Origin of the sequence: Rhodococcus sp. SB1D (assembly GCF_048573875.1) — a bacterium.
GTDB classification, from domain to species: domain Bacteria; phylum Actinomycetota; class Actinomycetes; order Mycobacteriales; family Mycobacteriaceae; genus Rhodococcus_F; species Rhodococcus_F qingshengii.
Window position 1 is genome coordinate 316,443 of the sequence record NZ_JBMAIQ010000006.1, and the last position, 20,637, is coordinate 337,079.

The following is a 20,637-nucleotide window of genomic DNA, read 5'->3' on the forward strand; positions in this document are numbered from 1 at the left end:
TACTCTCGAGAGGTGACTTCGCCGGAACTCGCCCTCACCGTTCGACTCAACACCTCTGCCGCCGACCTACGCCGCGGGGTCGTGCGCTTGCACCCCGAAGCGTTGGCGGCGTTGGGCATCCGCGAATGGGATGCCATCGCACTCATGGGAGCCCGCGGCACCGCGACCGTCGCGGGCCGTGCACCCACCGGAACCCCGGCAGGCACGATCCTTCTCGACGACGTCACCATGTCGAACGTCGGCCTGACCGAGAACTCTTCCGTCGTGGTCGGTCCGGTGACGGTGTACGGAGCGCGATCCGTCTCCGTCACCGGCTCGTCCATGGCGACAAATTCGATCAGCTCGACGGTTCTGCGACAAGCTCTTCTGGGCAAGGTCGTCAGCGTCGGCGACACGGTCTCGCTCCTCCCCCGCGATCTCGGTCCGGGTACGAGCACTTCCGAAGCCACCCAAGCGCTTTCCCGTACCTTCGGCGTCGCGTGGACATCCGAACTGCTCACCGTCACGGCCGTCGAACCTGCCGGTGGTCCGGTCAGCGTCCAGCCGAATTCGGCAGTCAACTGGGGTTCCGGCTCGGCGGGCACACTGACACCGAGTGCGCTTGTTTCCAGTCCGGCCGCCGTCGCGATCGAGCCTGCACCGTCGGTTCCGCTGGATCACCTCGTCGGCGCGCAAGCGCAGGCAGCCAAGCTGACCGAGTGGCTCGGCCTGGCACTCGACGAACCAGAACTGCTCCGTACGCTCGGCGCCTCACCGCACCTCGGCGTCCTCATCACGGGCCCCGCCGGCGTAGGCAAAGCCACGTTGGCCCGCTCGGTCCTGTCCTCGCGCAAACTGGTCGAACTCGACGGCCCGGGAGTCGGTGCCACCGAGGCGAATACCCGCCTGCAGCGAATCGTCGACGCCGTTGCTGCCGTGCGCGGCGGTGGCGTACTACTGATCAGTGACATCGACGCTCTGCTTCCGGCCACCGCGGAACCGGTGTCCGCACTGATCCTCGAACAACTGCGCAGCGCCGTCGCAACCCCGGGCGTGGCATTCGTCGCGACCTCCGCCCATCCGGAGACCGTCGACGCGCGCCTTCGCGGCCAGGATCTCTGCGATCGAGAACTCGCACTTACCCTGCCGGACGGCGCAACTCGCAAGGCGTTGCTCGAACTCCTGCTCCGCCGCGTGCCCACCGGAACCCTCGAACTCGACGCCATCGCCTCGCGCGCACCCGGATTCGTGGTCGCCGACCTCGCGGCGCTCTGCCGTGAAGCTGCATTGCGAGCGGCGACGCGGGCGTCCAAATCCGGTGATTCTCCGGAGATCACGCAGGAAGATCTTGTCGGTGCCCTCGAAGTGATTCGGCCACTGTCTCGTTCGAGTACCGAAGAACTGTCGATCGGCAGCGTCACCCTCGACGACGTCGGCGACATGGTCGAAACCAAACAGGCCCTCACCGAAGCGGTGCTGTGGCCGCTACAGCACCCCGACTCCTTCGCACGCCTCGGTGTCGACCCACCCCGCGGCGTGCTCCTCTACGGCCCTCCTGGCTGCGGCAAGACGTATCTCGTTCGTGCCCTTGCCAGCTCAGGTCACCTCAGCGTTCATGCCGTGAAAGGCGCAGAGCTGATGGACAAGTGGGTCGGCGCCTCCGAAAAGGCCGTAAGAGAGTTGTTCCAGCGCGCACGCGATTCGGCGCCGTCGTTGATCTTCCTCGACGAAATCGACGCCCTTGCCCCGCGTCGTGGTCAAAGTTCCGACTCCGGGGTGTCGGATCGCGTCGTAGCCGCGTTGCTGACCGAACTCGACGGCGTCGAACCGCTACGCGACGTCGTGGTGTTGGGCGCCACCAACCGACCGGATCTGATCGACCCGGCTCTTCTGCGCCCCGGCAGACTCGAACGTCTCGTATTCGTACCGCCGCCGGATGCGGAGGCCCGCAAAGCGATTCTGCGTGCTTCCGGCAAGTCGGTACCGCTCGCCGAAGATGTCGATTTGGACATTCTGGCCGTCGATCTCGAGGGATACTCGGCAGCAGACTGCTCGGCTCTCCTGCGTGAGGCTGCACTCGCCGCCATGCGTCGGAGCATGGACGCGGCCGACGTGACGGCCGCGGACGTGGCAACCGCCCGTGAGAAGGTACGTCCCTCACTCGATCCCGAGCAGGTGGCACACCTACAGGCGTACGCGGACAACCGATAAGGACTGACCATGGCTGCTGATCTGGTTCTGTACGGCGACATCGTGACCATGCACGAGGAATCACCACGCGCCCAGGCGCTCGCCGTGACGGGCGGCCGGATCACAGCCGTCGGCGCGCGCACGGACGTCGAGAAACTGGTGGGGCCGGATACCCGCGTCGTCGACGTCGGAGGTGCCGCTGTTCTGCCGGGGTTCATCGAACCGCACGGTCACCCCCTGGAAGAAGCCATCGTTCTCGGGCCTGACGTCGTCGACATCCGGCCTGTCACGATCGCCGAGGCGGATGCCGTAGTTGCTGCCGTCGTCGACACTGTTCGTTCGCGAGGTGCTGCCGGCGCTTCTCTGAACGGTTGGGACCCGTTGCTGCAGAAGGGCCTACCCGATCCGACCATCGACTGGCTGGACTCCATAGCGCCGGAGTACCCCCTCGTGATCATGCACAACTCGGGACACGTCGCGTATTTCAACACGGCGGCAGCAGTGCAGGCCGGCATCACCCGCGATACCCCCGATCCGATCGGCGGATCGTACGGCCACGACGCGACGGGCGCACTCGACGGAGCCGCGTACGAAATGCCTGCGGTGTTCGCAGTCGCGGGCCACGCAGTCACCATCGGTGACGACTTCCCCGCACTGGTGGCGGCCGAATGCGCCCGGCTGAACGCCGCGGGAATCACCACCATCGCCGAATTGTCGTTCGACCCCAAGATGCGGCCCGCCCTGGCAGCGATAGCCGACGCCGGACTCCTCACCACCCGCCTGCGGCTCTACGAGATGTCCAACGACGCGCGCACTACCGAGGCGTCACCGGGCGACGGAAACGACCTGGTGCGCCAGATCGGCATCAAGGTCTGGTCCGACGGTTCGCCGTGGGTCGGTAACATCGCCACCAGCTTCCCGTATCTCGATACCGAAGCCACCCGCGCGCTCGGGATCGCCTGCACGCACGGGCACGCCAACTACACCGGCGAACAGATCCACGACATCAGTTCCGCCTACTTCGCCAAAGGGTGGCAGATGGCGTGCCACGCCCACGGTGACGACGCGATCACCATGGTTCTCGATGCGTGGGAGCAACTTCTGAAGGAGCACCCCCGGCCCGATCACCGGTTGCGTCTCGAACACGTCGGCGCGATGCGTCCGGATCAGTTCGTCCGCGCGGCGGAACTGGGCGTCACGGTCAGCATCTTCATCGACCACCTGCACTACTGGGGTGACGTTCTGGTGGATGACCTGTTCGGCCCCGAATACGGATCCGTCTGGGCCGCAGCAGGATCTGCACTCGCGGCCGGGCAACGGTTCACCTTCCACAACGACGGTCCCGTCACCCCCGCCAATCCGCTACGAAACATGCAGGACGCCGTCACCAGGCTTTCGCCCAGCGGTCGCGTCGTCGCACCCCAGGAACGGATCCCCGTGGACGCCGCCGTGCGCGCCCATACGGTCAACGCCGCTTGGCAGCTGTTCAGCGAAGATCACATCGGGTCCATCTTTCCCGGCGCCTACGCGGATTTGGTTGTGCTGTCGGCAAATCCCCTCGACGTCGAGCCGGCCGAGCTGGCCGACATCACGGTGCTCGCCACCATCCTGGAGGGTCGGACGGTGTACGGAGACCTGAGCGAGATCGGCTGATCGGTCGCCGCGGACAAGACTGTTGCCCTCCCTGCTCGAGTTCCAAGGATCGTTGCGAAACCGGAGACGGCGCAGGTGGTCTCAGGGTTCAGTGCGGATGTCGTCAACGACCTGAGCAATCGCATGTTTCGCCCAGGCCGTGATCTGCTCGTTCGTGTCGCGGTAGCACGGCAAGGCAACCAATGCAATCGACAGAGCCCATGCGCGGCCACGCGTCCAAGTGCCCTCGTCCACGTCAACATGAAGCCGGAATGTATGCCGAGTGCTCGGCGTCAGCAGAGTCCATGCAATGAGGCAGTCGAGATTGCCTGCCGCAAATCGAATGAAGATCCGAAAAGTCCCAGAAATCAGAATTGTCGAAAATTATTGCATAGGAACAGTTTTCGAGATTCAAGTCTTGTGTTCGAAACTTTGTTCGATTAGACTTTGAGCATGGACAGTCGGGAAGCGTGGCAGCTGGATGGTGAGGGCCTCAAGAGTGAGGTTCTGGATCTGGTGCGCGCCCGGCACGAGTTGCAGTCGCGGATGGTGTTGCTGATCGTCGAAATGTTTTCCCGGGACGTTCTCGGCGGGAAGGGTTTTCGGGCGATCGCACAGTGGTTGCACGGGTCGACGAATCTGGAGATCGGCGAATGCAGCCTGCTGGTCGGGTTGGCGCGGTTGCTGATGCTCGAACCCGTGGTGGGCGATGCGTTTCACCGCGGTGACGTTGATGCGTTGAAAGCCCGTCAGGTGGCGTCGTTTTGTCAGCATCCACCGAAGAACATGACGCCGGCGGATGTCGACAAGGCCCGCGGGATCTTGTTGGGGTTGGCGTCGAAGAACATCGTGGATTGCGATGCGGTGCGGGCGGCGATCCGGCGGATCGAGAAGCAGTACGGCAAACGCGAGGACGGCGTTCCGGTGGGTGAGGATTCGGAGCGTAACGAGTTCTACGCCTCGAAAGGCTTGTACGGGCGGGTGACCGTGAAGGGTGATTTGGATGCGGTGAACGGGGCGCGTCTGATCACGTTGTTGTCGAGCCTGTCTGCGCCGATACCGGAGAAGGACGGCGTGAAGGACACCCGTACTCCGGCGCTGCGGCGTGCGGACGGGTTCTGCGAACTACTGCGGCGGTACGAGCGGGCGGGGTTGGGTCCGATCGAAGGCGGGGTGAAACCGCACGTCACGGTCACCGCGTCCGCGAAAGACATGACGGATCTGCAGGCTTTGAAAGACCTCCTGCCGTCGACGGAGGAACTCGGGTTTGCGTGGGCGGATTGGGTGGGTCCGATCAGTATCGATACCGCGCGGATGTTGGCGTGCGACTGCACCGTGACGCGGATTTTGTTGGATGAGAATGGTGTTCCGCTCGACTGCGGTAAGGAAGCGAGAACAGCGACGGTGCCGCAGAGGCGGGCGTTGGCGGTTCGTGATGGTGGGTGTGCGTTTCCGGGGTGCGGAACGCCGTCGGGGTGGTGCGATGCTCATCATATTGTTCACTGGAACGATGGTGGCCCAACAGATCTCGACAATCTGATCTTGTTGTGCGGTCATCACCACCGGACACTGCACCACACCGAATGGCGGGTGGAGATCGGGCCGGATCGCAAAACGGTGTTCTACCCGCCGATGTCTGTTGATCCGTATCAGCAGCCGATCGGCGGGAACGGCCCACCGACAGCAGCCTGAAGTGAAACAACTCGAGACGCGAGCACCGGGGCACGATCATGCCCCGGTGCTCGTGCTGCGTTCCGTCATCTTCGCGGAGACGTACGGCCTACCAGCGGTTCCGAACCTCCTCGGCAAATCCGAGGAGATCTCGAACCACCACGGAGGTACCGTCGTCGAGGATCACTGTGCCGGAGAACTTTCCGAACACCTGATGCTGAATCGAACGCAGCACCCCGACGTCGAAAGTCGCGGCACGGTCGATGATCGGCTCGAAAGTCATCTCGAAGCGACCATCGTTGCTCGAGAAGTTCCACGGAGCGCCGTCGTACGTTCCCTGCGGGATGCCGAAGTCGATCCTGTCCAGTTTGTGTGCCCGCCCTCCGACAAACACGATGTTCTCGCTGGCCGCCGTAGTATCGCCGAAGCCGTAACCGATGTTGAATCCGAACCGCTCGCCGTTCACCACTCCGGATGCAGAACCCCAGTACCAGGTGTTGTCGTAAGTCCAGACTCCCCTGCCCCAATCGAGAACGCCGAACGAGTCCTCCGAGCGAAATGTGAAGTCGTCGCTCCCGATTCGCACGGTCCCGGCAGCGGGCAGGCAGTTGATCTTCTGGTTGTAGTAAAACGATCGGGACGCCTTCGGAAACGGTGTGGCGATCACCATCCGGTCATCGGCAGGACTCGCCAGGAACAAATCGGCATGAAGACCTCGTCCACCGTCGAAAGCCGGGTAGTCGACGATCAGGTGGCGCCCACCGTCCACATGGCGAAACTCGAAGCGAGCTTTACCTTTCGACACCACCACATCACCGTCGTCCGCGCTTTCGGGCAGACCGAGCCTTCCCATCGGGAACGGCAGCATCACGTTTTCGGTAATCTCGTGTGGTGTTCGGAAATCGAGCCAGGAGACTCCGAGCAAGCCCATGTACCCGTTGTCGGCGACGGTCAACGCGATGCCGTAATCCGCAGTAAGAACGCAGTAGTAGTCCCACTCCTTGATCCGGAACTTCGGAGCGGCGATCGCAGAGCGTCGATACTTGCGAATCTCCGATGGGGCCCAACCCGTCTCGACCAAATGTCCGCCATCGTCGAGAAGCGGGCCGGGCGACATCAGTGTCTGCATTCTTACTTCCAGCGTCCCAAGATCTCGTTCGCACGGTTGGCCAATGCCATCTGGAAGAACGGACCGAAGCTCACACGTGCCACTCCGAGCGGACCGAAACTTGCCGGGTCGTCCTGATCCGGGATTCCGATCGCATTGATCGGAAGTGGAAGTTCGGACGTCAGGCGGCGCTGGGTCGCGTCGTCATGCCGCCCGACGGGGTAAAGAACGTCGGCGCCGGCGTCGGCCGCCAGCTTGAGGCGTGCGATGGCGCGATCGACGCGATCGGACTCGTCACCGACCTGCTTCACGAACAGGTCGGTGCGCGCGTTGACGACAACGTGAACTCCGGCTGCGTCGGCGGCCTGACGAAGCCCACCCACGAAGTCGGCGTGCTCCTGCGCCTCGCGCAAGCGTCCGCCTTCACTGTGAACGGTGTCCTCGATGTTGAGTCCGACAGCGCCGGCATCGATCAACCCGTCGATGAGAACTGCCGGCTCGAGCCCGTAACCACCCTCGATGTCCACCGAGATCGGGGCGTCGACCGCACCGGTGATCTGCTTGATCCGGTGCAGAAGTTCGTCGAAGGTGATGCCCTCGTTGTCCGGCTTGCCGATGGAATCGGAAACCGGGTGGCTGCCTACCGTCAGGGCTGCAAAACCTGCAGCCACCGCAAGATTCGCCGACCACGCGTCCCATACCGTCGGGAGAATGACCGGGTTGCCTGGCTGGTGCAACGCCAGTAGAGCTGTTGCCTTGTCGTTGATCGAAGTCATGCGGTGGCTCCTCGAGATCGTGGGGTGTACCTCTCACCTACCGACTCTAGTGAGCGACCGGGCAGCCTGTGCTCTTGTAATCGACCTGGAACTCCTTGATGCCGTTGATCCAACCCGAGCGCAGACGGCGCGGATCACCGATCTTGGTGATGTCCGGGACGTTGTCGGCGATCGCGTTGAACATCAAGTCGATCTCCATACGAGCGAGGTTGGCACCGATGCAGAAGTGCGCGCCCGTTCCGCCGAAGCCCAAGTGCGGATTGGGGTTACGAGTGATGTCGAACGTCATCGGGTTCTCGAAGACGTCCTCGTCGAAGTTCGCGGAGCTGTACAGCATCACCACGCGCTGCCCCTTCTTGATCGACACTCCTGCCAATTCCGTGTCCTCGAGCGCGGTGCGCTGGAAGGCGGTGACGGGTGTCGCCCAACGGACGATCTCGTCGGCCGTCGTCTTGGGACGTTCCTTCTTGTACAGCTCCCACTGCTCGGGGTTGTCCAGGAACGCGATCATTCCGTGCGTGATGGCGTTGCGGGTGGTCTCGTTTCCTGCGACCGCCAGGATGAGCACGAAGAACCCGAACTCCTCCGGGCTCAAGGAGTCGCCGTCGATGTCGGCCTGGACCAGAGTGGTGACGATGTCGTCTGCCGGGCAGGTACGACGTGCGTCTGCCATTTGGTACGCGTATCCGAGGACCTCGGTGGACGCGACTGCCGGATCACCCTGGTATTCCGGGTCGTCGTAGCCCATCATCTCGTTGGACCACTTGAACAGCTTGTCTCGATCGTCCTGCGGTACACCGATCAGATCCGCGATCGCCTGGAGCGGCAGCTCGCTGGCAACCTGCTTCACGAAGTCGCCCGGGCCTTCGCTCACAGCGGTGTCGACGATGCTCCGTGCACGACGATCCAATTCGTCGCGCATGCCGTTGATCGCGCGAGGCGTGAACAGCTTCGAAATCAGCTTGCGGAGCTTGGTGTGCTCCGGTGCATCCTTGTTGAGCAGAAGATGACGGAGCATCTCGACGGCCTCACGTGGCATGTCGTCGGCGAAACGCGCGATCGCGGTGTTCTCCCAGCTCGAGAACACATCGCTGCGCTGGCTGACCTCTTTGACGTCAGCGTGACGCGAGACCACCCAGTAGCCCTCGTCCTGGAATCCACCGACCGTCGGCGGCTGCTCACACCACCACACGGGTGCGTTGCGACGCAGTTCGGCGAATTCCTCGAAAGGGATCCGCTCCCCGAGGACAGCAGGATCGGTGACGTCGAATCCGGCCGGCAGGTCAGGCGTGCGTGTTGTGTCCGAGATGGTCATGGCGTCCTCTGATCGGTCGAATGTGCGCTACACCACAGAGTAGCTTTCACTAACGGACTGTCAAGTGAAAGACGGAGAGTCTCGTGCAACTGACCCGTGAGAGCCCCCGCGGCACTAGGATCCTGGTAATGACAGATACCTCCGGCAGACTGACGCTGCGAGAGAAGCAGAAGCAGCGAACCCGCGCAGACCTCGTGGATGCCGCCGGCGCGCTCTTCACCGAACGCGGATACGCGGCTGTCACCGTCGAGGACATCGCCGGCCGGGTCGGTTGCAGCCGAGCCACCTTCTACCTGCACTTTCCCGGAAAGATCGACATCCTCAAGGCGCTCGGCTCGAACACCGTCGTATCCAGCACCCTCGCCATATTCCAGGATCTCGACCACGTACTCGATTCCGGTTCGCGCGAAGAATTCGCCGGCTGGATCAACCGCGCTCTCGACTGGTGCCGCGATCACCACCACATGATGCGGGCGTGGGACGAGGCCATGGTCCTCGAACCCGAGTTCCGCACACTGGCCCGCGAAGGCATCTCTGCACTGCCCAACGCGATGCCGTCGTACCTCGCCCGTTGGCCGCAGAATCGACACGACGAGGCGAAACTCCGGGTCGAACTCCTGCTGACACAGGTCGAGCGCTTCTTCATTCGCTGGGCGGAACAGGGCGCGATCACCGCGGGTGCGGACGTCGCAGCAGACGTTCTCACCGACATCTGGTTTCCGGCACTCACGCCGCCCACGACCGATGTCGCGGCGCCGCGATAGGTTGGCCCGATGCCACTCGATCTTCGAGCGATCCTCACCACCGTCGCTGCGCTCCTGTCCGGGATACTCGCTGCGCTGGCCCTGACCAATCCGGTTCTCCGTGACTGGGCCATCGTGGCCTCTCCGTCGGAAGTAGATCGCTGGATCAGCAGTGGACCCACCGCTGTCGGGCTCGGCGCCGTGGTTGCCGTGCTTGCCTGCGCACTCTCACAGCGTCGCGGCTCCCGTCGGGCAGCCTGGATCGCGATCACCGTCGGGGTCGCCGTCATCGCGATCATTCGGGCAGTCGTGCCCGAGGTTGCGTCACTGGACCTGCTGATCGCCGTGATCATCGTCAAAAGTGTTGCAGCCGGTGCGATTCTGGGTTGTGTGGTTGCCGTCAGTTGGGATCGCACCGCCACGAAGAACGCCACCCTCCTCGGCGTGCTTGCCGCCTTCCTCACGGTTCGCACGTTCGCCGGCGGGACGGGCCGGATGAGTACGTCTTCGGTAGGTGAGCCGTCGTGGTGGCTGATCGGCGCCACGGCCGCAGCAGCAATCGCCTGTGCAGTGACCGCGCAATCCGGCTTCCGGATCCGCAAGCCCGACGCGGGCGAAATCCGCATAGCGCTCGTGGTGATCGCCGCGCTGGCGATCGGGCATCGAGTGCTCGGCGCCGTGATCGATCGCCAGCAGTACGCGTCCGAGGCAACTGCCTGGATCGTCATGGTCTTGGCAGCGGGCGCTGCGCTCGCGTTGACATGGATCGCCGCCTACCGTCTCGGCGACACCTCCGGTGCTGGTGGCAAGTTCCTCTGGGCCGCAACCGCTCTGGCCGCTGCGTCGGCTCCGCTGTTCGTCGACATCGCGAAGGGTTCCGGCCACTGGGGAGACCTGAAGTCCCCCTGGGTACTGGTGCTTTTCGCAGCCCTGCCGGTCGCCGTCGGATTGCGACTGCACAAGCAGGTGCCAAACCTCGTTCCCATCGCCGTTCTCGTTGCGGTACCGCTGTCAGAACTACTGCCCTTCGACTCCGCGCACGGTGTCTGGTCAATCGCACTGAAGATCGCCTCGCTGGGTCTCGCCGCCGGATTGCTGTTCGGTGCCCTGGCTCCCGGCAGCCTGGTCGACGCCACACTCGGACTCGCCATTCCCTTTGCCGCAATGACCTTCTCGTCGATCGCCATTCTCACCGATCAGCTCACCGCGCCGCCAGAGTTGACAGCGGCAGACATTCAGCGATTGATGGAACTTCCCATCCCGGCGCACGTCAGCGCCAACGGAGGACTATTCGGACGCGGAATAGGCATCACCATCGACTACGTCACCCCTCAGACCGTCGGCGCTGCAATCCTCTTCGCCTTGATCATCGGCTTCTGCGGTGCAGCGATCCTCCGACGGTCCCATCCACCCGTCGACACCACGGAATCTCGGATCGAACCGGGGCCAGTCGACTGACACACCGTCACCGGACTGAGACCTGCTATTGCGGTGCAACTGGTACCGGATTGACTATTTTGGAGCAGTGCCCATCGCCCGCAGGACGCTGCTCGTCGCGCTGAGTGGTGTGACGGCATTCGTCGTCACCGTCGTCGCCTTGGCACCGTTCGTGAACAGCCAGTCGACGTCGATTTCGACGGGCGACAGGTTCTGGTCCATCTCGACCATCGGCGCCGGCGTCTTGGCTGTCGTCGCGGTCGGGACAGCCGCGATGATGGCCCGCTGCCGGTTGCGGACCGCGGCCATGACGGTCTTCGGTGGACTCCTACTCGAACTGCCCGGGCTCTACGATCACAACTTCGAGGCACTCTCACCCGTCGGTGCGGGAGTCGCTGTCGGCGCGGTCACGGTTGCTGCCGCTCCCCGGGTCCGAGCCGCTTCCGTCGCGGGAACGATTGTTGCCGTGCATGTCTCGGATTCACTCCTCGACGAAGACGCTATTCCTCGGCGGTACGCGGACTACATCGCCGACAACACCAACCAGTTTCAACCACCAGTGTTGGGGGCAACACTGTTCGCGCTCGCTTTGGCCGCCGCCTGCGTCGCCGCGTTCTGGTTCCACGACTTCGACAAGGACCACCCCAAGGAACGGATGGCCGTTCGACCGGTGACTATCGCGGCGGTGCTCACTCTCTTCGGGGTCGCTGCGAATTGGTGGTTCGAGATCACCACCGTCACGGCGGCGGTGCCTCTACTACTCGTCGCGCTGGTGATCACGGTGATCTGCGCGCGGGTGCTGGGCGACGGCAGTCGAATCCTGCTGATGTGTACCGCTGCCGTCGCAACTCTGGCGGCGGTCTCGGCGAACCGTCCCGCAACCGAAGCCATGGAATGGTCGAAAACCCCCGCCTCCACCGCCGTCGTGATCGGACTCGTCATCGTCGCCGCGGCAGCGATCGGCGCGATCGCTCCCTCGCGAGTCGTCGGCTACGGATTGCTCCTGACGGTCACGGTCGCCGGGATCGTCAGCTACGCCACGTCGCCGTCGCCGAAGATCGGTGACGTTCTCACGATCAGCGATCTTCTTGTCGCCTTCACCGCTGCGGTCGTCACGTACGCGATCGCCAGCGCGATGTACCGAGAGCCACCGCGGACCGGAGCGTCACGAGCCCTCGTCGGACTCGGTGTCATCTTCGGCCCGACGGCGCTGGCCCTGCTCGTCTATCCGCAGTTCGACTACGGATGGACGGCGTACACGCCGCTCGACGAGAACAAGCCCTTCAACGGCATCACGACGGTCGGCCCGTTCGAAATCTCGACCGACATTCTGATACTCGACGCCGTGGCGCTGATCATCGTGGCCGTCTGCGCCTACGTGAGTCTCCGATTGGGGCGGATCAATCGATCCGTTCCTCCGCCGATCAGTCGATCAGATCCATCGACGCCAGGCGATGGAACACTTTGAGTGATCCGGGCGCCACCTCGTCCATCGCTGCATACTCGGCGAGCGTGAAGTAGCGGAACTCGGCGATCTCGCTGGTCGGGTGCGGGTCTCCGGCCATCTCCGCCAGATAACAACTCATGTGCAGGCCCGTGTCCGCGGAATGTCCGAAAGCGTGAGCCTCGAAGACGTCGAGGAACGTGACCGTCCCGTCGACCAGATCGACGTCGAGTTCCTCCCGAATTTCGCGGTGCAGTGCCTGCTCGGGCGTCTCCCCCGGGTCGATCTTTCCGCCGGCCATGTAGAACGCCGTCTTGCCCACGGAGCGGGTCTGGATCAGCTTGCGGTCACGAATGTGTGCAAGGGCAGCGGTACGGATGATCGTGGTGGGTGTCGACGAATTCACGTCGTCCAACCTACGTGTATCAGCGAGTGCCGATGATGTCCGAATCGACTCGCTGCACATCGAAACTGCCACGCCCGGTAATATGTACGCAAAGACAACCTCTCCGACAAGGTGAATTGTCTCGTTAATCCGATAGGTTCGATTTTGTTCGGACACCCCGCCGCCCGCTGACAACACGACGGAGTGCCTTTTGCTCGCTATCTTGCTTGCCCATGCCGTTGCCGCCCTCTTGGCTCCGCTTGTGGTGCGCAGGTTAGGGCGAAACGGCTTCTTCCCCCTCGCGATAGTCCCCCTCGCCGGCCTCGGCTGGGTCATCGACAAATGGGGCACCGTCGAGACGCTGCACATCACCTGGGTTCCAGGGCTGTCGATGGACATCGACTTCAGGTTCGACGCGCTTTCGGCCATCATGGCCGTGCTCGTCCTGGGTGTCGGCACGCTCATCCTGGTCTACTGCGCCCGCTATTTCACCGACGACGAACCTCGACTCGGTATCTTCGCCGCCGAGATGGTCGCCTTCGCGGGTGCCATGTTCGGGCTAGTGACCAGCGACAACATGCTGCTTCTCTACGTGTTCTGGGAACTGACAACGGTCTTGTCGTTCCTGCTCGTGGGTCACTACGCCGAACGCGCCACCAGCCGCCGCGCCGCGACCCAGGCACTGCTGGTCACCACCGCGGGTGGTCTGGCGATGTTGGTCGGCATGATCATCCTCGGCCAGGTCGGCGGCAGCTACAACCTGTCCGAACTGGTCGCGAACCCGCCGACGGGGTGGCTCCCGTCCGTCGCGATCGTCCTGATCCTGATCGGTGCGCTCTCCAAATCGGCAATCGTGCCCCTGCACTTCTGGCTTCCCGGTGCAATGGCCGCGCCAACCCCTGTCAGCGGTTATCTTCACGCTGCTGCAATGGTCAAGGCCGGTATCTACCTCGTCGCGCGCCTGGCTCCCGGGTACGCCGATTCGCCGCCGTGGCGCATCACCATCATCAGTTTGGGTCTGCTGTCGATGATCCTCGCCGGTTGGCGAGCCATGCGCGCGTACGACCTCAAACTCGTCCTCGCCTTCGGAACCGTCAGCCAACTCGGCTTCATGATGGTCCTGGTCGGCATCGGCACGCGTGACGCCGCCCTGGCCGGCATGACGATGGTCGTGGCGCACGCGATGTTCAAGGCCGCACTCTTCATGGTCGTTGGCATCATCGATCACACGACCGGTACCCGTGACCTGCGCAAACTTGCTCACCTGGGTAAAGCGGCACCCGCTCTCGCGATCATCGCGAGCCTCGCTGCCGCCAGCATGGCCGGTCTGCCACCGCTACTCGGATTCGTCGGCAAGGAAGCCGCACTCGAATCGGTGCTCGAAACGAACGCGCTCGGCCACTGGTCGTCCATCGCCGTCGTCACGGTGATCGTGTTGGGCTCGATCCTCACCGTCGGCTACAGCGTCCGCTTCATCTGGGGCGCCTTCGGACGTAAGACCCTGAGCAAGCCCAGCCCAGCCGTGAGCAAGATGCACAAGCCGGGTTGGCTGTTCCTGTTCGCGCCCGGCCTGCTCGCTGTTCTCGGTCTGGCCGCCGGCATTCTCTCGCCCCAGCTCGAGAAGCTGCTGACCCCGTACTCCACCACACTGGCCCCCGGACCTCACGCCGACTACCACCTCGCGCTGTGGCACGGATTCAACACTCCGCTGCTGCTCACCTGCATCGTCATCGCCGGCGGCATCGCGCTCTACATCGCGCAGCGTCAGATCAGCCGACTGCACTTCGAGCACCCGCCGCTCGGCAACGCCGACCGTATCTACGACGCGACCCTGCGCGGCATGGACACCATCTCGATGCGCCTGACCGGTGCCACTCAGCGTGGTTCGCTCCCCCGCACACAGTCGACGATTCTCGCGACGCTGGTCGTTGTGCCGCTGTTCCTGCTGATCATCGACACCGATGGCGGCGGAGTCGACCTTCGGATGTGGGATTCACCCATCCAGTTCACTATCGCGCTGATGATGATCTCGGCCGCCATCGCCGCGACGCTGATGCGCAACCGACTCGCCAGCGTCATCCTCGTCGGACTCACCGGCTACGGCTGCGGCGTGTTGTTCGCGCTGCACGGCGCACCCGACCTCGCGCTGACCCAGTTCCTCGTCGAGACACTGACACTGGTGATCTTCGTGCTCGTGCTCCGGAAGTTCCCCGCCGAAGTCGACGAGAGCAAGGCGATCGGCTTCAAGTGGCCGCGTGCCGCACTCGCTGTCGCCGTCGGTATCACCGTCACCACCATCGCGGCCTTCGCGACCAATGCCCGAAACACTCGTCCGATCTACGAGCTGCTTCCCGACGCTGCCTACGACCTGGGCAACGGCAAGAACGTCGTCAATGTCCTACTCGTCGACATCCGCGCATGGGACACCCTCGGTGAGATCTCGGTGCTGCTGGTCGCGGCAACTGGCGTCGCCAGCCTCGTCTTCCGCAACCGCCGGTTCGGTATCGCGCCGCGCGTCGCGGACGCCCCCTCCGTCATCGTCGACAAGGCAGCTGCCAACTCGGACACGACGTGGTTGCGCGGCGGAGACCTCATCGATCCTCGACACCGTTCGCTGGTTCTCGAGGTCACCACGAGGTTGATCTTCCCGACCATCATGGTGTTGTCGATCTACTTCTTCTTCTCCGGTCACAATGCCCCCGGTGGCGGTTTCGCCGGAGGCCTGACGGCGGGCCTGGCGCTGGTACTTCGGTACCTCGCCGGCGGACGCTACGAACTCGGTGAAGCCGTACCCATCGACGCGGGCAAGATTCTCGGCCTCGGTTTGGCGCTGGCCGCGGGCACCGCCCTGGTGTCGCTGTTCCTCGGCGCCCCGGCGCTCTCGTCCGCCGTATTCGAGTTCACACTCCCGCTCATCGGCCACGTCAAACTGGTCACCGCACTGTTCTTCGACCTGGGCGTCTACCTCATCGTGGTCGGCCTGGTCCTGGACGTACTCCGAAGTCTCGGCGCCCGCCTCGACGCAGAAATCGAGGTGAAAGCACCATGAGCGCAAACATCGGAATGCTGATCCTGATCGGCGTCCTCACGTCGGCCGGTGTCTACCTGCTGATCGAACGAAGCATCACTCGGATGCTGCTCGGTCTACTTCTATTCGGCAACGCCATCAACCTCTTGATCCTGACCGTCGGTGGATCGGACGGGAATCCGCCCATCGTCGGCCGAGATTCGGTCCACGAGGAAATAGCGGATCCGCTCGCCCAGGGCATGATCCTGACGGCGATCGTGATCACGATGGGTATCGCCGGCTTCGTTCTGGCACTGGCGTACCGGTCTTACAAGATCAACACCGCCGACGCCGTCGAGGACGATCCCGAGGACACCAAGGTTCTCAAGCGTCGCCTGCCTGCCGACGCTCCCGACCACGACCGCTCCGACGACCCGGTCACCGGTGCCCCGAGCATCGGCGGCGACGCATTCGACAAGGACGGCAACCCTATTCCCCTCGAACAACTGGTCAACCTCGAGGACATCGAATGCTACGACGACCTCCACGACGGCGACTTCGAGGACGAACCGGTACCCGACTGGGCCACCGACCTTGCTCGTAAGAAGGAATCCGAGAAGCGGCGCAAAGACGCTCGCCAGACCAAGATCGAGGGAGGTGGAGGCGCATGACCATCTCGGACAACCTGATGGGAGCCCTTGCGCCCCTGCCCGTCTTGATCCCGATGCTGGCCGCTGCTGCGACGCTGGTCGTCGGCCGACGTCCTCGTTTTCAGCGCGTGATCACACTGATCGCGCTCGTCGGCGTCGTCGCGGTGTCGGGCTTGCTGCTCTACCTCGCCGACCGCGACGGTACGACGGCCGTTCAGGTCGGCGGCTGGGACTCCCCCATCGGCATCACACTCGTGGTCGACCGTCTCTCGGCGATGTTGCTCGTGGTCTCGTCGGTGGTGTTGCTCGCCGTCATGATCTACGCGATCGGTCAGGGTATTCGCGACGGCAGCGAGGCCCAGCCGGTCTCGATCTTCCTGCCGACCTATCTCGCATTGACCGCCGGTATCTCCAACGCGTTCCTCGCCGGTGACCTCTTCAACCTCTACGTCGGGTTCGAGGTTCTGCTCGCCGCGAGTTTCGTGCTCCTGACGCTCGGTGCCAGCGCTGACCGCGTCCGGGCCGGTGTCTCGTACGTGATGGTCTCGATGGTGTCTTCGCTGATCTTCCTGGCGGGCATCGCTTTCGCCTACGCGGCGACCGGCACCCTCAACATGGCCGACATGGCCCTGCGCTTCGACAACATTCCGCCGGGCACACGAACCGCCATCTTCGCTGTCCTGCTCGTGGCGTTTGGCATCAAGGCCGCGGTCTTCCCGCTGTCTGCGTGGCTACCGGACTCGTATCCGACCGCGCCCGCACCGATCACCGCCGTCTTCGCCGGGTTGCTCACCAAGGTCGGTGTGTACGCGATCATCCGCGCGCATTCACTGCTGTTCCCGCAAGGGGAACTCGACAACGTACTGATGGTGTGCGGCCTGCTCACGATGGTGGTCGGCATCATGGGTGCCATCGCGCAGAGCGACATCAAACGTCTGCTCTCGTTCACACTGGTCAGCCATATCGGTTACATGATCTTCGGTATCGCTCTGTCCACGACGTCCGGGCTGTCCGGCGCGATCTACTACGTCGCCCACCACATCATCGTGCAGACGACGCTCTTCCTCGTCGTGGGCCTGATCGAACGACAAGCCGGGTCGTCGTCGCTGCGCCGTCTCGGCGGTCTGGCGGCGGCCAGCCCGATCCTCGCGATCGTCTTCCTGATCCCGGCGCTGAATCTCGGTGGTATCCCGCCGTTCTCGGGCTTCATCGGCAAGGTCGCGCTCCTTCAGGCCGGTGCGGCCGACGCCAGCGCGTTGGCTTGGATCCTCGTTGCCGGCGGCACGATCACCAGCTTGCTGACGCTCTACGCCGTCGCCCGCGTGTGGACCAAGGCTTTCTGGCGAGCCCGGGCCGACGCGCCCGAAGGTGACCTCGCCGACGTCAGCCCGTCAGCGTTGATCGACGAGTCCGAAGAGGACATCGCGTTCGTCGACCGCGAGGATGTCGGCAAGATTCCGCTCTTCATGCTGATTCCGACGGTCGGACTTGTCATCGTCGGTCTGGCACTGACGGTGTTCGCGGGCCGGATCATCGACATCAGCGACAGAGCGGCGAAGGACCTGCAGGACCGGTCCATCTACATCGACGCGGTTCTCGGCAACCACCGGCCCGTGCCGGTCGACGAAGCTCCCGTCGCTGCAGACGACCCTGCTGTAGCTCCCAGTACCGATGTCCCGAATACCGAGGCCCCGAACACCGAGGAGGCTCCGCGATGAAACGCGAACAGGTACTCCGCGTCGGGATCCTGCTGTGGCTGATGGTCGTATGGATCCTGTTGTGGGGCAACATCAGTTTCGGCAACATCTTCGGCGGACTCGCCGTCGGCCTGATCATCATGGTCCTGCTTCCCCTCCCCCGCGTACCGGTCGAGGGTCGGGTACATCTGCTGTCGATTCTGCGTCTGTTGTGGATGATCGTGTACTACGCGATCCAGTCGAGTATCCAGGTCGCGTGGCTGGCGATCCGCCCGTCGCCGCCCCCGGTCACCGGAGTTCTGCGGTACCAACTCGGGATCAAGTCCGACCTGGTTCTCACGCTGTGCATCGACGTTCTCAACCTGATCCCCGGCACGATGGTTCTCGAGATCGACCAGAACCGACGCATCGTCTACGTCCACGTGCTCGACGTCGGCTCGCAGAAAGCCGTCAGCGCGTTCTACCGCTCGGTGGAGGACCTCGAGCGGTTGTTCATCGCGTCGTTCGAACGTGATTCGGACTGGCAACCCAGCCCATGGCACCAGCGCGACTACGAATTCGATGCACCCCGGCAGGAGGACCAACCATGAACGGGTTCATCACCACGATCTTGATCATTTCCGGAGTGATTCTGCTGATCGCCGCCGTACTGACCACGTTCCGATTGCTCGACGGTCCGAGCTCACTCGACCGCCTCGTCGCCCTGGACACGATCATCGCGGTCTCGATGTGTGGACTCGCGGTCTGGGCCGCGTACAGCAAAGACACGACCATCGTTCCCGCGATCGTCGCGCTGGCGCTGGTCGGCTTCATCGGTTCGGTGTCCGTCGCGCGCTTCCGGGTGAGTGACCAGTGATCGGCAACATCCTCGACACGATCGGGGCCATCTCCATCTTCCTCGGCGCGCTGCTCGCGCTGACCGCCGCGGTGGGAATCGTTCGCTTCCCCGACACTCTGCGTCGTATGCACGCGGCCACGAAACCTCAGGTGGTCGGACTGATCTTGGTCCTGATGGGCGCCGTGTTCCTGCTTCGTGGGAGCGTCGACATCTGGATGTTGGTCCTGGTGGGCATCTTCACGCTGCTGACGGCGCCCGTGATCGCGCACAGCGTCGGCCGAGTCGCCTACCGCGAACAGCGCGAAGAGGACGACCTCATGAAGATCAACGAGCTGGAAGACCCGGACTCTCTCCTGTAACGGCATCCCACTCGCCGTCGCGCTCGCCCCACACCGCAAGAGCAGTGCCGGGGCGGGCGAAGAAGGTGGCGAAGTACGCCACCGACATCAGAACCAGGACAGCCATCAGCAGCGGCCCGAAGATCGCCGGGTACTCGGCCATCTGCACCGCAGCGAACCGGTACGAGAGCAACAATCCCGCCAGGAGTGCCGAGCCACCGATCAACAGACGCACTCGGAACCAACCCCAGCCGCGCTCCGGATCCCGTAGCGCCGCATCGAGGGTCAAGCACAGGACGGCACCGGCAATGAGGTCGACGCCGTAGTGGAATCCGAAACCGAGCGTCGCGGTCAGGGTCGCAACGAGCCAGAACGATCCCAGGCTGCGAATCCACCACGGCCCGCTGCGCGAGTGGATAAACAATGCGACCGCCCACGCGGTGTGCAGGCTCGGCATGCAGTTTCGCGGTGCGGCGTCGTCGAACGGCAGCGACGACGGTGATGCGAAGTCGAAGTTGGGCACGATGTTCGGCCAGTAGTCACCGATCTGGAATCCGAACCCACGCGGACCGAAGGCGAACACCGGGCCGACCACCGGGAACAGGACGTAGAAGATCGGGCCGATCAGCCCGATGAGCAGGAACGTGCGCAGCAGGTGATGCGACGGCCATCCCTTACGTACTTGATAGAGAGCAACCACGATCACCGCGACCGGCAGTTCGACGTAGATCCAGTCGAGGGCTGCGGCACCGACGGGGCCCATGGCGTCGACGATCTGGCCCATCACCCACGACGGATTCCCGAGAGCCTGGTCGGCGAGGAACACGTACTCGTCCCACACGTCGGTGCCGACGAGAATGGTGATCTCCAGCCACGTCTCGGCAACCTTGGCCGCGATGATGAGCAACGCGCCCAGCGCGACGCCGTGCAGAACGCTGAGTCGACGCTCACCGGACAACTTCCACACCGCGTACACCGCGATGGCCGTCAGCACCCAGGTGCCGCCGGTGCCCATCGTCAGCGGTCCACCCGAGAACCAGCGGATCGCGCCGACGACCACGTCGATCACGACGGCCGCGGATACCGCGTAGATGCGTTCTTTGTTGTTCAGTCCGACGAGCGCGAGAGCGAGGCCCACCCAAGGCATGGTCGCGGAGCGGGGAACGAGGAAGTAGTCACCGAACAGGCTTTCCACCGGACCGAGATAGCCCTTGTACGACGCGAACGCCTGCACGCCCAGGACCAGCACGGTCAATGCTGCTGTGCCGATCAGAAGGAGTCGGTGAGAACTCGACCACGAACGGTCCGACTGTCCGGGTGCGCCCCCTCGTTGGGACCAACTGTCTATCAACACCGGACAATAGTAAACGGCGTGTGAACTGAATATGGACACCCACTGGACAAACGGTTGGTATGCCCGGATTTCC

17 protein-coding genes are annotated in these 20,637 nt (G+C 63.7%); 12 read left to right on the forward strand and 5 right to left on the reverse strand.

The window, feature by feature from the left end:
• Window positions 1-12: 12 nt before the first annotated feature.
• The 3 genes from ACN50D_RS16460 (at window position 13) to ACN50D_RS16470 (ending at window position 5,493) form a co-directional block, all read left to right on the forward strand.
• Window positions 13-2,190: an AAA family ATPase gene (locus tag ACN50D_RS16460; RefSeq protein ID WP_003941536.1), complete on the forward strand. Its 2,178-nt coding sequence runs from the start codon at window positions 13-15 to the stop codon at window positions 2,188-2,190.
• Between the two features lie 9 nt (window positions 2,191-2,199).
• A complete protein-coding gene (locus tag ACN50D_RS16465; RefSeq protein WP_212633919.1) occupies window positions 2,200-3,822 on the forward strand; it encodes an amidohydrolase in 1,623 nt (540 codons plus the stop codon).
• Between the two features lie 432 nt (window positions 3,823-4,254).
• The gene (locus ACN50D_RS16470; RefSeq protein WP_212633920.1) at window positions 4,255-5,493 is read left to right on the forward strand and encodes an HNH endonuclease signature motif containing protein; all 1,239 of its coding nucleotides are present in this window, start codon (window positions 4,255-4,257) and stop codon (window positions 5,491-5,493) included.
• Window positions 5,494-5,581: 88 nt separating this feature from the next.
• Here ACN50D_RS16470 and ACN50D_RS16475 read toward each other — a convergent pair whose 3' ends face one another.
• From ACN50D_RS16475 to ACN50D_RS16485, 3 genes are read right to left on the reverse strand one after another with little or no spacing between them, the layout of a single operon-like run.
• Window positions 5,582-6,601 (reverse strand): DUF2804 domain-containing protein, encoded by a 1,020-nt coding sequence (locus ACN50D_RS16475; RefSeq protein WP_007730095.1) that lies wholly within the window; start codon window positions 6,599-6,601, stop codon window positions 5,582-5,584.
• A gap of 2 nt (window positions 6,602-6,603) precedes the next feature.
• Window positions 6,604-7,356 carry an isocitrate lyase/PEP mutase family protein gene (locus tag ACN50D_RS16480; protein ID WP_007730096.1) on the reverse strand — a complete coding sequence of 251 codons (753 nt, stop codon included), beginning with the start codon at window positions 7,354-7,356 and terminating at the stop codon, window positions 6,604-6,606.
• Window positions 7,357-7,402: 46 nt separating this feature from the next.
• Window positions 7,403-8,671, reverse strand: coding sequence for a cytochrome P450 (locus tag ACN50D_RS16485; RefSeq protein WP_003945041.1), 1,269 nt, complete (start codon window positions 8,669-8,671; stop codon window positions 7,403-7,405).
• Between the two features lie 128 nt (window positions 8,672-8,799).
• Between ACN50D_RS16485 and ACN50D_RS16490 the strand changes: the two genes are divergently transcribed.
• From ACN50D_RS16490 to ACN50D_RS16500, 3 genes are all read left to right on the forward strand, one after another.
• Window positions 8,800-9,435, forward strand: coding sequence for a TetR/AcrR family transcriptional regulator (locus tag ACN50D_RS16490; RefSeq protein ID WP_003945046.1), 636 nt, complete (start codon window positions 8,800-8,802; stop codon window positions 9,433-9,435).
• A gap of 9 nt (window positions 9,436-9,444) precedes the next feature.
• Window positions 9,445-10,872, forward strand: a complete 1,428-nt coding sequence (locus ACN50D_RS16495; protein ID WP_212633921.1) for a hypothetical protein — start codon at window positions 9,445-9,447, stop codon at window positions 10,870-10,872.
• A gap of 67 nt (window positions 10,873-10,939) precedes the next feature.
• Entirely contained in the window at window positions 10,940-12,319 is a 1,380-nt protein-coding gene (locus ACN50D_RS16500; RefSeq protein WP_228402008.1) for a hypothetical protein, read from the forward strand.
• Here ACN50D_RS16500 and ACN50D_RS16505 read toward each other — a convergent pair.
• Window positions 12,276-12,701: an NUDIX hydrolase gene (locus ACN50D_RS16505; protein WP_007730102.1), complete on the reverse strand. Its 426-nt coding sequence runs from the start codon at window positions 12,699-12,701 to the stop codon at window positions 12,276-12,278. The genes ACN50D_RS16500 and ACN50D_RS16505 overlap by 44 nt on opposite strands.
• 190 nt (window positions 12,702-12,891) lie before the next feature.
• On the opposite strand from ACN50D_RS16505, the gene ACN50D_RS16510 reads away from it, so the two are divergent.
• Genes ACN50D_RS16510 through mnhG form a run of 6 tightly spaced genes read left to right on the forward strand, consistent with a single transcriptional unit; the run spans window position 12,892 to window position 19,231 of the window.
• Window positions 12,892-15,729, forward strand: a complete 2,838-nt coding sequence (locus ACN50D_RS16510) for a Na+/H+ antiporter subunit A (protein ID WP_007730104.1) — start codon at window positions 12,892-12,894, stop codon at window positions 15,727-15,729.
• Complete coding sequence (locus ACN50D_RS16515; protein WP_003945054.1) at window positions 15,726-16,358, forward strand: Na(+)/H(+) antiporter subunit C; 633 nt, start codon at window positions 15,726-15,728, stop codon at window positions 16,356-16,358. The genes ACN50D_RS16510 and ACN50D_RS16515 overlap by 4 nt, the downstream gene beginning before the upstream one ends.
• The gene (locus tag ACN50D_RS16520; protein WP_212633922.1) at window positions 16,355-18,055 is read left to right on the forward strand and encodes a Na+/H+ antiporter subunit D; all 1,701 of its coding nucleotides are present in this window, start codon (window positions 16,355-16,357) and stop codon (window positions 18,053-18,055) included. The genes ACN50D_RS16515 and ACN50D_RS16520 overlap by 4 nt, the downstream gene beginning before the upstream one ends.
• Window positions 18,052-18,624, forward strand: coding sequence for a Na+/H+ antiporter subunit E (locus ACN50D_RS16525; protein ID WP_003945063.1), 573 nt, complete (start codon window positions 18,052-18,054; stop codon window positions 18,622-18,624). The genes ACN50D_RS16520 and ACN50D_RS16525 overlap by 4 nt, the downstream gene beginning before the upstream one ends.
• Window positions 18,621-18,890, forward strand: a complete 270-nt coding sequence (locus ACN50D_RS16530) for a monovalent cation/H+ antiporter complex subunit F (RefSeq protein WP_003945061.1) — start codon at window positions 18,621-18,623, stop codon at window positions 18,888-18,890. Before ACN50D_RS16525 ends, ACN50D_RS16530 begins: the two co-directional genes overlap by 4 nt.
• Window positions 18,887-19,231 (forward strand): monovalent cation/H(+) antiporter subunit G, encoded by a 345-nt coding sequence (gene mnhG / locus ACN50D_RS16535; protein WP_003945045.1) that lies wholly within the window; start codon window positions 18,887-18,889, stop codon window positions 19,229-19,231. Before ACN50D_RS16530 ends, mnhG begins: the two co-directional genes overlap by 4 nt.
• Here mnhG and ACN50D_RS16540 read toward each other — a convergent pair.
• A complete protein-coding gene (locus tag ACN50D_RS16540; RefSeq protein WP_003945056.1) occupies window positions 19,197-20,564 on the reverse strand; it encodes a phosphatase PAP2 family protein in 1,368 nt (455 codons plus the stop codon). The two genes, mnhG and ACN50D_RS16540, sit on opposite strands and share 35 nt — an antisense overlap.
• Window positions 20,565-20,637 lie beyond the last annotated feature (73 nt).

What these genes read in the sequence shown, in the direction of transcription:
- ACN50D_RS16465 (WP_212633919.1), top strand. Translation starts at nt 2,200, where the DNA reads ATGGCTGCTGATCTGGTTCTGTACGGCGACATCGTGACCATGCACGAG.
- ACN50D_RS16470 (WP_212633920.1), top strand. Translation starts at nt 4,255, where the DNA reads ATGGACAGTCGGGAAGCGTGGCAGCTGGATGGTGAGGGCCTCAAGAGT.
- ACN50D_RS16475 (WP_007730095.1), bottom strand. Translation starts at nt 6,601, where the DNA reads ATGCAGACACTGATGTCGCCCGGCCCGCTTCTCGACGATGGCGGACAT.
- ACN50D_RS16480 (WP_007730096.1), bottom strand. Translation starts at nt 7,356, where the DNA reads ATGACTTCGATCAACGACAAGGCAACAGCTCTACTGGCGTTGCACCAG.
- ACN50D_RS16485 (WP_003945041.1), bottom strand. Translation starts at nt 8,671, where the DNA reads ATGACCATCTCGGACACAACACGCACGCCTGACCTGCCGGCCGGATTC.
- ACN50D_RS16490 (WP_003945046.1), top strand. Translation starts at nt 8,800, where the DNA reads ATGACAGATACCTCCGGCAGACTGACGCTGCGAGAGAAGCAGAAGCAG.
- ACN50D_RS16495 (WP_212633921.1), top strand. Translation starts at nt 9,445, where the DNA reads ATGCCACTCGATCTTCGAGCGATCCTCACCACCGTCGCTGCGCTCCTG.
- ACN50D_RS16515 (WP_003945054.1), top strand. Translation starts at nt 15,726, where the DNA reads ATGAGCGCAAACATCGGAATGCTGATCCTGATCGGCGTCCTCACGTCG.
- ACN50D_RS16520 (WP_212633922.1), top strand. Translation starts at nt 16,355, where the DNA reads ATGACCATCTCGGACAACCTGATGGGAGCCCTTGCGCCCCTGCCCGTC.
- ACN50D_RS16525 (WP_003945063.1), top strand. Translation starts at nt 18,052, where the DNA reads ATGAAACGCGAACAGGTACTCCGCGTCGGGATCCTGCTGTGGCTGATG.
- ACN50D_RS16530 (WP_003945061.1), top strand. Translation starts at nt 18,621, where the DNA reads ATGAACGGGTTCATCACCACGATCTTGATCATTTCCGGAGTGATTCTG.